This is a genomic window from Streptomyces nanshensis (genome assembly GCF_001751255.1).
GTDB lineage: Bacteria > Actinomycetota > Actinomycetes > Streptomycetales > Streptomycetaceae > Streptomyces > Streptomyces nanshensis_A.
The window spans coordinates 1-12366 of the sequence record NZ_LJGW01000723.1; the positions used below are offsets into that span (position 1 = coordinate 1).

The window sequence follows — 12366 nt, forward strand, 5'->3', positions numbered from 1 at the left end:
GCACGGCACGGGCAGGCCACGGAGCCCGGGGCGTCCGCGCGCGCCGACGGGCCTGCCGCGCCCGCCCGTTCGGGGTCCGCCCGTCCGGGATCGCGGCTGCGGAGCATGCTGCCGCAGCTCCTGCTCGTCGCGCTGTGCGGCGGCTATGCGATCGGCGCGATGTTCGGCTGGGGCTCCGAGCAAGTCTCCCTGTTCATGGGCGACTTCGGGCTCGCCGCCGCCGGAGTGATCGCCGCGGTCTCCTGCATCCGCTACGCCCGCACCCTCCGCGGCACCCAACTGCGCCCCGCCTGGCTGCTGTTCGGCCTCTCCGCGCTGATGGCGGCCGCGGGCAACGCTGTGTGGGGGTGGTACGAGGTGGTGCTGCGGGAGCCCGTCCCGCACCCCTCCGCCGCCGACTTCTGCTTCCTGCTCTTCGCGCCCCCGGCCATCATCGGACTGCTCGTCCTGGCCAAGCGGCCCGTCACCCGCGCCGGATGGGTCTGCCTGGGCCTCGACTCGTGGCTGATCGGCGGCTCGCTGCTGACCATCTCCTGGTCGCTCGCGCTCGTCCACACCACGTACTGGGACGGGGACTCGGTGTCGGCCGCGGCACTGAGCCTGGCCTACCCGCTGCTCGACATCGTGCTGGTGAGCATGGTGCTCGCGCTGCACTTCCGGCGCTCCGCCGCGCACCGTTCGGCGATCAACACCGCGGTCGGCGCGCTCGCGACGACCGTGCTGTGCGACGCGCTGTTCACCTCGCCGATGCTGCGCGAGCACTACACCTCGGGGCAGCTCCTGGACGCCGGATGGTTCGCCGGGGCGCTGCTGCTCGCGTACGCGCCGTGGGTCAAGGCCGAGCGGGAGTCCGCGCGGGAGACGGCCGGCGGAGGCCGCGAGGCCGCCGCCACCACCTCCGCGGCCGCGGTCGCCGGACGTGAGGCGCTCCACGGCGACGTGCCCAGCCGTCCGATCGCGGGATCGCTGACGGCCCTCACCCCGTATCTGGCCGCCGCCGTCTGCACGTTGGGGATCCTCTACAACGCCGTCGCCGGGCGCGAGATCGACCGCGTGGTGCTTTTCACCGCGTGCACGGTCGTGCTCGCCCTCGTCGTACGCCAGGGGATCATGCTGCTGGACAACATAAGCCTCACGCAGGAACTGGCCCAGAAGGAGAACCACTTCCGCTCCCTGGTCCAGGGGTCCAGCGACGTCATCATGATCGCCTCGCCCACCGGGATGCTGCGGTATGTCTCGCCAGCCGCGGCCGGCGTCTACGGCAGGGACGGCGACGCCCTCATCGGCACCGAACTCGCCGCACTCATCCACCCCGAGGACCTCTCCCGCGTGCTGCACGAGCTGCGCCGCTTCCTCGCCACACCGCAGCACGAGGAGCCCTCCACCCGTATCGAGTGCCGCTTCCGGCACGGCCGCGGCCACTGGCTGAACGTCGAGTCGACCGTCAACCGCTACCGCAGCGGCCTGATCTTCAACAGCCGGGACGTGACCGAACGCGTCCGTCTCCAGGCCCAGTTGCAGCACAACGCCTCCCACGACCCGCTCACCGACCTGCCCAACCGCGCGCTGTTCACCGAGCGCGTGCGCAAGGCCCTCGTCGGCCGCCGCGGCGGCGACAGCGAGCACGCCGTGCTCTACATCGACCTCGACGGCTTCAAGGCCGTCAACGACACCATCGGCCACCAGGGCGGCGACGAACTGCTCGTGGCCGCCGCCCGCCGCCTCCAGGACTCCGTCCGTGCGGGAGACACCGCCGCCCGCCTCGGCGGCGACGAGTTCGCGGTGCTCATCCTCGGCGACGGCAACCCCAGCACCCACGCGGACGGCGAACGGGAGCTGCGCATCCACGAGATCGCCGACCGTCTGCGGATGACGCTCTCCGAGCCCTACCGCGTGGAGGGCCGCGAGGTGTGCGTCGCCGCGTCCATCGGCATCGCGTTCGCCGAGCCGGGCATCTCCCCGACGGCGCTGATGCGCAACGCCGACCTGGCGATGTACCGGGCCAAGCAGGGGGGCAAGGCGCGGGTCGAGCTGTACTCGCCGCGGATGCAGCAGGAGAGCGGCGCCACGTCCGGCGGCCGCCACGAGGACGACGCGACATCGTGCCTCGCGGCTGCCGCTTCCGCGTCCCCCTCGTCCGCCTCCGACGCCCCGGCCTCCGCCGCGTCTCCATCTCCGTCCTCGTCCCCGTCCACCGAAGCCGTACTGCCGCAGCCCGGCGGCGAGTTCACGCTGCTGCACCAGCCCGTCGTGGAGCTGGCCGGCGGGAAGATCACCGCCGTCTCCGCGCTCCCGCGCCGCCGTTCGGCACAGGGCGTCCTGTTCACCCCGGAGGAGTTCCGCCGTACGGGCAGCGAGGGGGAGCGGGCCGTCCCGGCACATGCGCACCACGCCGCCCGCCCGGCCGCCGTCTGCGGCGAGGCCGTGCAGCACGGCGGCACCGCCGAGACCGGCAGGCGGCTGCTGGAGGAGGCCGTGCAGCAGGCCGTGGCACGGCAGGGCGCGGGCTTCCCGGTGCCGGTCTCCGTACGGCTGCCCGTGGCCTGCGTCGTACGTCCCGCCAAGGGCGTCAGCATCGTCGAGGCGGTGCTGGCCCGGCAGTCGCTGCCGCCCGGTTCGCTGATCGTGGAGCTGACGGGCGCCGACGCCCGCATCCCGCTGGAGGAGCTGGCGGCACGGCTGAGCGCCCTGCACCGGCTCGGCGTCCGCATCGCACTCGACGGCTTCGGCAGCGGACCGCTGCCCGTATCGGCCCTGCGGCGGCTGCCGGTGGACATCGTGCGGCTGGAGCGGAGCCTGGTCGAAGGTCTCGCGGACTCCGTACGGCAGCGCAAGATCACCAAGGGGCTGCTGCGCATCGCGGGCGATCTGGGGCTGATGTCCGTCGCCGAAGGGGTCGACCACGCCGAACAGGCCGCCAGACTGCGGGAGATGGGCTGCACCCACGCCCAGGGCGCGCTCTTCTCCGGCCCCCTCGACGAACACCGTCTGCGGCACGCGCTCTCGCGGGGCGTTCTGCCCGAGCCGTTGCCCGAGGAGCGCACGACCGCGCGCGGCGCTCCCGGGCGCGGACGTGCGGCGGGTGCCAAGGGCGCCCCGGCGCCCGGCGGGAGGAGCGGGCACGGTTCCGGTCAACGGGGCGGCGGACGCTCGGTCGTGGTCGCGGGGGCCCTGCCCGTACGCATGCAGGAGCGGCGCGAGAACATGCCTCCGTGGCTGGTCTCGGGGGACATGCGGGAGTCGGTCGAGCCCGCACGGCCTCCCTTACCGTGCCCGCATGCTGAGACGCCCGTCCCACCCACTTGACACGGAAAGTGTGCTGGGGGGAGGGTCTGTGCCATGCGCACCCGAATTCTCGTACTTGGACAGCGCGTCGGCTGACAGGGTCCCCTCCCCGGACCCGCGAACGCAGCGGCGCGCTCCCCTCGCTTGCCTCCTGGCACGAGGGGTTTTTTGTTGCACCGGCGCGGGGCGCACGCTCCGCGGCTCCGCTTCCACCGCACCAAACGAGCGTCAACCACTCTCGAGAAGAGATCAGCGATGACCGAGCAGTCCACCGCGGCTCCCAAACCCCAGCCGCGGGCCCGTACCGTCGGACAGCAGAAGGCCGCGCCGGCCGAGATGACGGGCGCCCAGTCCCTCATCCGCTCGCTCGAGGAGGTCGGCGCCGACACCGTATTCGGCATTCCGGGCGGGACGATCCTTCCGGCGTACGACCCGATGATGGACTCCACCCGCGTCCGCCACATCCTGGTGCGCCACGAGCAGGGCGCGGGCCACGCGGCCACCGGTTACGCGCAGGCCACGGGCAAGGTCGGCGTCTGCATGGCCACCTCGGGACCGGGCGCGACGAACCTCGTCACGCCGCTCGCGGACGCGCACATGGACTCGGTGCCGCTGGTCGCGATCACGGGTCAGGTCGCCTCGGGTGCGATCGGTACGGACGCCTTCCAGGAAGCGGACATCTGCGGGATCTCGATGCCCGTCACCAAGCACAACTTCCTGGTCACCGACCCGGACGAGATCCCGCGCGCGATCGCCGAGGCGTTCCACATCGCCTCGACGGGCCGTCCGGGCCCGGTCGTCGTCGACATCCCGAAGGACACGCTCCAGAAACGTACGGTCTTCGCCTGGCCCCCCGTGTGCGACCTGCCCGGCTACCGCCCCGTGACCAAGCCGCACGCCAAGCAGATCCGGGAGGCGGCGAAGCTGATCGCGGAGGCCCGCCGTCCCGTGCTCTACGTCGGCGGCGGCGTCCTCAAGGCGCGCGCCACCGCGGAGTTGAAGATCCTCGCCGAGCTGACCAAGGCTCCGGTGACGACCACGCTCATGGCCATCGGCGCCTTCCCGGACAGCCACCCGCAGCACCTGGGCATGCCCGGCATGCACGGCAGCGTGGCGGCCGTCACGTCCCTGCAGAAGGCCGACCTGATCGTCGCGCTGGGCGCCCGCTTCGACGACCGTGTGACGGGCAAGCTCGACTCGTTCGCCCCGCTGGCGAAGGTCGTGCACGCCGACATCGACCCGGCCGAGATCGGCAAGAACCGCGCCGCCGACGTGCCCATCGTGGGCGACGCCCGCGAGGTCATCGCCGACCTGGTGGTGGCGGTGCAGGCGGAGCTGGGCGAAGCGTCCGCCGGCGGTGCCGCCGCGTCCGGTTACGCGGACTGGTGGAAGCAGCTCGACCGCTGGCGCGAGACCTACCCGCTCGGCTACGACCTGCCCGAGGACGGCAGTCTCTCTCCGCAGCAGGTCATCCAGCGCATCGGCGAACTCGCCCCGCAGGACACGGTCTACGCCGCGGGCGTCGGCCAGCACCAGATGTGGGCCGCCCACTACATCGACTACGAGCGCCCCGCGACATGGCTCAACTCCGGCGGTCTGGGCACGATGGGCTACGCCGTGCCCGCCGCGCTCGGCGCCAAGGTCGGCAGGCCCGAGAGCACCGTGTGGGCGATCGACGGTGACGGCTGCTTCCAGATGACCAACCAGGAGCTGGCCACGGCCGCGCTGAACGGTGTGCCGATCAAGGTCGCGATCATCAACAACGGGGCGCTGGGCATGGTCCGCCAGTGGCAGACGCTCTTCTACAACCAGCGCTACTCCAACACCCGGCTGCACTCCGCAACGTCCGGTACGGGCGCCGCACAGGACGGCGAGCAGCTCAGCAAGGGCACCCGCTGCCCCGACTTCGTGAAGCTCGCCGAGGCGATGGGCTGCGTCGGCATCCGCTGCGAGGACCCGGACGAGCTGGACTCGGTGATCGAGAAGGCCAACGCCGTCGACGACCGTCCGGTCGTCGTCGACTTCATCGTCCACGAGGACGCGATGGTCTGGCCGATGGTGGCGGCGGGCACCTCCAACGACGAGGTCATGGCGGCGCGGGGCGTGCGCCCCGACTTCGGCGACGACGAAGAGTGAGCCGCGGGCTCAGGAACTTCCAGAGAAGGAACGACAGATGTCCAAGCACACGCTCTCCGTCCTGGTGGAGAACACCCCCGGCATCCTCGCCCGGATCGCCGCGCTCTTCTCCCGCCGCGGCTTCAACATCGACTCGCTCGCCGTCGGCGTCACCGAGCACCCGGAGATCTCCCGCATCACGATCGTCGTGAACGTGGAGGACCTGCCGCTGGAGCAGGTGACCAAGCAGCTCAACAAACTCGTCAACGTTCTCAAGATCGTTGAGCTGGATCCGGCCTCGGCCGTCCAGCGTGAACTCGTTCTGGTGAAGGTCCGCGCCGACAACGAGTCCCGCTCCCAGATCGTCGAGATCGTCTCGCTCTTCCGCGCCAAGACCGTGGATGTCTCGCCGGAGGCCGTCACCATCGAAGCCACCGGCAGCAGCGACAAGCTCGACGCCATGCTCAAGATGCTGGAGCCGTACGGCATCAAGGAGCTGGTGCAGTCGGGGACCATCGCCGTCGGGCGCGGCGCCCGCTCCATCACAGACAGGAGCCTGCGCGCGCTGGACCGGTCCGCATAGGGCACACGCCCGCCGCACGCCCCTGAGCGCACACACCCGCGTACGGGGGCGAGCACACGGCACCGGCCGGTGACCCCGCACCGTACGCGCCGCCCGTCCGTCGTAGGTTGGGCGGCGCCCCCCGAAAACCCCTTCAGAACGACCCCCGGGGCAAGCCCCCGGACCCGAAAGAGGAGATTTCCCAAGTGGCCGAGCTGTTCTACGACGACGACGCCGACCTGTCCATCATCCAGGGCCGCAAGGTGGCGGTTCTCGGCTTCGGCAGCCAGGGCCACGCCCACGCGCTGTCCCTGCGCGACTCCGGGGTCGATGTGCGGGTCGGTCTGCACGAGGGCTCCAAGTCCCGTGCCAAGGCCGAGGAGCAGGGACTGAAGGTGACCACGCCGGCCGAGGCCGCCGCCGAGGCGAGCGTGATCATGATCCTGGTCCCGGACCCGATCCAGGCCGAGGTCTACCAGGAGTCCGTCGCCCCCAACCTCCAGGACGGCGACGCGATCTTCTTCGGCCACGGCCTCAACATCCGCTACGACTTCATCAAGCCCCCGGCCAACATCGACGTGTGCATGGTCGCGCCGAAGGGCCCGGGCCACCTGGTGCGCCGCCAGTTCGAGGAGGGCCGCGGCGTTCCGTGTATCGCCGCCGTCGAACAGGACGCGACGGGCGGGGCGTTCGAGCTGACGCTCTCCTACGCCAAGGCCATCGGCGGCACCCGGGCCGGCGTCATCAAGACGACGTTCACCGAGGAGGCCGAGACGGACCTCTTCGGTGAGCAGGCCGTGCTGTGCGGCGGTACGTCCGCACTGGTCAAGGCGGGCTTCGAGACCCTCGTCGAGGCGGGCTACCAGCCGGAGATCGCCTACTTCGAGTGCCTGCACGAGCTGAAGCTGATCGTGGACCTCATGTACGAGGGCGGCCTGGAGAAGATGCGCTGGTCGGTCTCCGAGACCGCCGAGTGGGGCGACTACGTCAGCGGTCCGCGCGTCATCAACGACGAGGTCAAGGGCGAGATGCGCAAGCTGCTGGACGAGATCCAGGACGGCACCTTCGCCAACAACTGGATGCAGGAGTACAAGGCGGGCCTGCCCAAGTACAACGAGTACAAGAAGGCCGCGAACGACCACCTGATGGAGACCACGGGGCGCAAGCTGCGGAAGCTGATGAGCTGGGTCGACGAGGAGGCGTGACGGGGCTGGCGCCCCGGGCCTCCACGGGGTGGAGCCGGCGCTCCGGGCTCTGTGACGGGGCTTCGTGAACGGGCCTCTTGATCGGGCTTCGTGATCGTGTCCTCGTCTCGTGGTCTGTGCCGCGCGTCTGGCGCCGCGTGCCTCGCGTCTCGCGTCTCGCGTCTCGCGCCCCGCGTCTCGTGTCCGGTTCTCCGGGTGTGGGGCGCGGGGCGCGGGTGTGCGTGGGGGCCTGCGGCCCCACGCGAAGTGGCGGTCGTCTGTGGCCGGTTCGGGCACGTCTCCGCTGCGGGTCGGGGGCGCGAACCTCCCGTCGGGGTGGGTGGGTTTCCGGCATGCGCCTGGCGGCGCCTGCCTCCAACCCGTCCGTTGTTCGGTGTCTGCGGGTGGGTGGGTGTTCTCGTCCGTCTCCGGTACAGGTCGGTGCGCGGTCTTGGGGCGTTTCGGTCCATGCGGATCGCGTACGTACGTCCTGCCGGGTCTCGTACGCCGTGTGAACTGCGCGCGGCGGTCGGGGAGTTCGGAGGCGGTGGGTTGGGGAGGATGGGAGCGGTGAGGCGGCCGGTCGTTGTGGCAGCCTGTCGACGTGGTGATGTATCGACCGAATCCGGGAGCTGTTCATGACCGTCGCGGGCCGACCCGTTTCCGGTGAGCCGACCGACGACCGACTCGACGCCCTGCTGGGGCGGTTGAGCCTGGAGGAGCGCGTACGGGTGCTCACCGGGGAGACCGTCTGGACGCTGTACGCGCTGCCGTCCGCCGGGCTGCGGCCGCTCACCGTCTCCGACGGGCCGATCGGCGTACGCGGGCGGGGACTTGCGCCCACGACCTCCGCGCAGTTGCCGGCGCCCTCCGCGCTCGGGGCGACGTGGGACGAGGAACTGGCCGCCGAACTGGGCACGTTGATGGCCTCCGAGGCGCGGGCGAAGAGCGCGGACGTCGTGCTCGCGCCCGTGGTGAACCTCCAGCGGACGCCGCTCGCCGGGCGTCACTTCGAGTGCTTCTCGGAGGATCCGCTGCTCAGCGGCCGTATGGCCGTCCCGTATGTCGCGGCGGTGCAGCGGCAGGGCGTCGGCGCGTGCGTCAAGCACTTCGTCGCCAACGACTCGGAGACCCAACGCACCGTCTACCGCTCGCGGTTGAGCGCCCGTGTGCTGCGCGAGGTCTATCTCGCGCCGTTCGAGCGGGTCGTGAAGGACGCGGCGGTGTGGATGGTCATGGCCGCCTACAACGGCCTGGACGACGGACACGAAGAGGCGCCCGCCACCGAGCACCGCCGGCTGCTGCGCGAACTGCTCAAGGACGAATGGGAGTTCGACGGTGTCGTGGTCAGCGACTGGCTCGCGACGAAGAGCACCGTGGCCGCCGCCCGCAACGGCCTCGACCTGGTGATGCCCGGCCCCGGCGGGCCCTGGTCCGAGGGCGGCGCCCTGCTCGACGCCGTCCGCGCGGGCGAGGTGCCGCAGGCCGACGTCGACGACAAGGTGCGCCGACTGCTGCGGCTCGCGGCACGGGTGGGCGCGCTCGCCGACGACCCCGACGCACCCGCCGAAACCGCCCTCGCGGACGGGCAGTCGGAGACGCCCTCCGGCCATGAGCCCGCCACCGCCGCGCTGCTGCGCCGTGCCGCGGCCCGTGCCACCGTCGTCCTGCGCAACGAGGACGGACTGCTGCCGCTGCCTCCGGAGACCTCCCGTATCGCGCTGATCGGCGCCAACGCGCTCGAACCGTTCGCCCAGGGCGGCGGCAGCGCCCATGTCACCCCGGCCCGTGCGAGCCGTCCGCTCGACGCGCTGCGCGCTGCCTTCCCGTCCGCCGAGATCACCGCCCACCGCGGCGGCCGCACCCTGCGGCACGCGCCCCTCCTGGCGGAGGCCGTACTGCCGGACGGCGGCGTGGAGTTGACCGTGTACGACGCCGAGGGACGGCAACTCGACGCGTCCCGCCGTCCCGCGCCCTGGGACGGTGCGCTGCGCACCCTGCCCGACGGCGCCGCGTCCGTACGGGCCGGGGCGCGGCTGCGGCTGACGGAGCCCGGCGAACATCTGCTGGAGGTCGCCCCCGTCGGCGCCCACCGTGTCGAGATCGACGGGGAGTTGCTCAGCGAGAGCACGCACCGGGTCGCCGAAGAGGTCCTGCTCGACGCGTCGGCCGGGCACCCCGAGGGCCGTGTGCGCCGCGTCGTGGTCGAGGAGCCCGGCCTGGAGGTGACGGTCACGGCGGACGTACAGGTCGTGGACGTCGGTTCGTTCGGGCGCTTCGCCCGCGTCGAACTGCGCCATCTGCCGCCCGGTCCGAGCCCGGAGGAGGAGATCGCCGAGGCCGTGGCGGCGGCGTCGCGCGCGGAGACCGCGGTCGTGGTCGTGGGCACGAACCCCGAGTCGGAGTCCGAGGGCTGGGACCGCGCCGACCTCGGACTGCCGGGCCGCCAGCACGAGTTGGTGCGCCGCGTCGCCGAGGCCAACCCCCGTACGGTCGTCGTGGTCAACGCCGGAGCGCCGGTGGTCCTGCCCTGGCTGGAGGACGTGCCCGCGGTGCTGTGGTGGTGGCTGCCCGGACAGGAGGCCGGAGGCTCGCTGGCCGATGTGCTGACGGGCGCGTGCGAGCCGTCGGGACGGCTGCCCTGGACGCTGCCCGCGGCCGAGGCGGACGTCCCCGTACCGGACGGGATCCCCGTCGACGGCGTCGTCGACTACGCCGAGGACCTCGACGTCGGGCACCGCGGCTGGGACCGGCTCGGCCGCGAGCCCGCCCGCGACTTCGGCTACGGACTGGGCTATTCCTCCTGGGAGTTCGGCGACCCCTCGGCCGGTGCCTGGCGTGCGGGGGAGCCGCTGGAGGTGACCGTTCCGGTGCGGAACACCGGCGTACGCCCCTCGCGCGAGGTCGTGCAGCTCTACCTCGAAGCGCCCTCCGGCGAGAGAGGGCCGCACCGGCCGCTGCGCTGGCTCGCCGGCTTCGCCGTCGTCGAGGCGGCGCCCGGAGAGACCGTACGGGCACACGTCGCCGTCGCCCCGCGCGCCTTCGAGGTGTGGGACGAGGAGACGCACGCCTGGCGCACGCCGCCCGGCCGGTACCGGCTGCTCGCGGCCCACTCCAGCCGCGACGTACGGGGCGTGACCCATGTCCGCGCCGGTGCACCGGAAGGCGGCGAACCGCAGCCGGACGGACCGGAATCCGGCGAGCCGGAACGAGCCCGAGGCGGCCCCGATGAGTGACCCGAGCCCGGCGGCCCCGGTGTGTGCGACCCGCTCCGCCCAGGTCAGCGCGGTCCGGTCCGGCTCCGTGACTGATCGTTTACGGGGAGGGGCAGCCCCCACCCGCCGTACGTAGCTACACTGCATCCACAAGCCGAGCGCGCCACAGGCTCACAGCGTCGTGCGTCTGCCCTGCGCCGCCGCCCCGCGGGGATGACCCCCTCCACCGTCTACGGCCGTCGGGACGCGGCCGTTGCCTCCGCCGCTGTCCGCAGCGGGGATGACCCTCCCCCTGGGCCTTCGACCTGGGGGTGCCCCCAGACTGGAGACCACGTGAGCAAACCCGTAGTACTGATCGCCGAAGAGCTTTCGCCCGCCACCGTCGACGCCCTCGGACCGGACTTCGAGATCCGGCAGTGCAACGGCGCCGACCGCGGCGAACTCCTCACCGCCATCGCCGACGTCGACGCCGTCCTCGTCCGCTCCGCGACGAAGATCGACGCCGAGGCGGTGGCCGCCGCAGGGAAACTCAAGGTCGTCGCACGGGCCGGAGTCGGCCTCGACAACGTCGACGTCCCGGCCGCCACCAAGGCCGGCGTGATGGTGGTCAACGCTCCGACCTCCAACATCGTCACCGCCGCCGAGCTGGCCTGCGGCCTGCTGATCGCCAGCGCCCGCAACATCCCGCAGGCCAACACCGCGCTGAAGAACGGCGAGTGGAAGCGCAGCAAGTACACGGGCGTCGAGCTGAGCGAGAAGACGCTCGGCGTCGTCGGCCTCGGCCGCATCGGTGTGCTCGTGGCGCAGCGGATGTCGGCGTTCGGGATGAAGGTCGTCGCCTACGACCCGTTCGTACAGCCCGCGCGCGCCGCGCAGATGGGCGTCAAGCTGCTCTCGCTCGACGAGCTGCTGGAGGTCTCGGACTTCATCACCGTCCACCTCCCCAAGACCCCGGAGACCCTGGGTCTCATCGGCGACGACGCGCTGCACAAGGTCAAGCCGAGCGTCCGCGTCGTCAACGCCGCCCGCGGCGGCATCGTCGACGAGGAGGCGCTGGCCTCCGCCCTCAAGGAGGGCCGGGTCGCGGGCGCGGGCCTGGACGTGTACGCGAGTGAGCCGTGCACCGACTCCCCGCTCTTCGAGTTCGACCAGGTCGTGTGCACGCCGCACCTCGGCGCCTCCACCGGTGAGGCGCAGGAGAAGGCGGGCATCGCGGTCGCCAAGTCGGTACGCCTCGCGCTCGCGGGCGAGCTCGTGCCGGACGCGGTGAACGTGCAGGGCGGCGTCATTGCCGAGGACGTACGTCCCGCGCTGCCGCTCGCCGAGGGCCTGGGCCGGATCTTCACCGCGCTCGCGGGCGAGGTCGCGGTACGGCTGGACGTCGAGGTGTACGGCGAGATCACCCAGCACGATGTGAAGGTGCTCGAACTCTCCGCGCTCAAGGGCGTGTTCGAGGACGTCGTGGACGAGACGGTGAGCTACGTCAACGCCCCGCTGTTCGCGCAGGAGCGCGGCGTCGAGGTGCGGCTGACCACCTCCAGCGAGTCCGCGGAGCACCGCAACATGGTCACCGTGCGCGGCACGCTCAGCGGCGGCGAGGAGGTCTCGGTCTCCGGCACGCTGAGCGGTCCCAAGCACCAGCAGAAGATCGTCGCCGTCGGCGAGCACGACGTGGATCTGCCGCTCGCCGAGCACCTGGCGTTCTTCCGCTACACCGACCGTCCGGGCATGGTCGGCACCGTCGGCCGCATCCTCGGCGAGGCCGGCATCAACATCGCCGGCATGCAGGTCGGGCGTGCCGTCGCGGGCGGCGAGGCGCTGGTCGCGCTCACCGTCGACGACGACATCCCGGCTCCCGTCCTCACCGAGATCAAGGGCGAGATCGGGGCGACGTCGGCGCGCAGCGTCGATCTGTCCGACTGAGCGGACGGCTTCCGCCCGCGGAGTCCGCAGGGGCTCCCGCGGGAGCCCGCGACAGCGGGTGCGCCCGGGCCGTGGCGAACAC

General features: G+C 72.0%; 6 protein-coding genes. All 6 read left to right on the plus strand.

Going from position 1 to position 12366, the window contains the following annotated elements; genetic code table 11:
• Positions 1 to 105 precede the first annotated feature (105 nt).
• The 6 genes from AN218_RS38665 to serA all read left to right on the plus strand — a co-directional run bounded on the left by AN218_RS38665 (position 106) and on the right by serA (position 12284).
• A complete protein-coding gene (locus AN218_RS38665) occupies positions 106 to 3306 on the plus strand; it encodes an EAL domain-containing protein (RefSeq protein WP_079132869.1) in 3201 nt (1066 codons plus the stop codon).
• A 234-nt stretch (positions 3307 to 3540) separates the two neighbouring features.
• Complete coding sequence (locus AN218_RS33320) at positions 3541 to 5421, plus strand: acetolactate synthase large subunit (RefSeq protein WP_070020760.1); 1881 nt, start codon at positions 3541 to 3543, stop codon at positions 5419 to 5421.
• Between the two features lie 37 nt (positions 5422 to 5458).
• Positions 5459 to 5983 (plus strand): acetolactate synthase small subunit, encoded by a 525-nt coding sequence (gene ilvN, locus AN218_RS33325; RefSeq protein WP_070020761.1) that lies wholly within the window; start codon positions 5459 to 5461, stop codon positions 5981 to 5983.
• A 185-nt stretch (positions 5984 to 6168) separates the two neighbouring features.
• Positions 6169 to 7167 (plus strand): ketol-acid reductoisomerase, encoded by a 999-nt coding sequence (ilvC, locus tag AN218_RS33330; RefSeq protein WP_070020762.1) that lies wholly within the window; start codon positions 6169 to 6171, stop codon positions 7165 to 7167.
• 617 nt (positions 7168 to 7784) lie between these two features.
• Positions 7785 to 10382, plus strand: coding sequence for a beta-glucosidase family protein (locus AN218_RS33335; RefSeq protein ID WP_070020763.1), 2598 nt, complete (start codon positions 7785 to 7787; stop codon positions 10380 to 10382).
• 312 nt (positions 10383 to 10694) lie between these two features.
• Positions 10695 to 12284 carry a phosphoglycerate dehydrogenase gene (gene serA / locus AN218_RS33340; RefSeq protein WP_070020764.1) on the plus strand — a complete coding sequence of 530 codons (1590 nt, stop codon included), beginning with the start codon at positions 10695 to 10697 and terminating at the stop codon, positions 12282 to 12284.
• Positions 12285 to 12366: the final 82 nt, after the last annotated feature.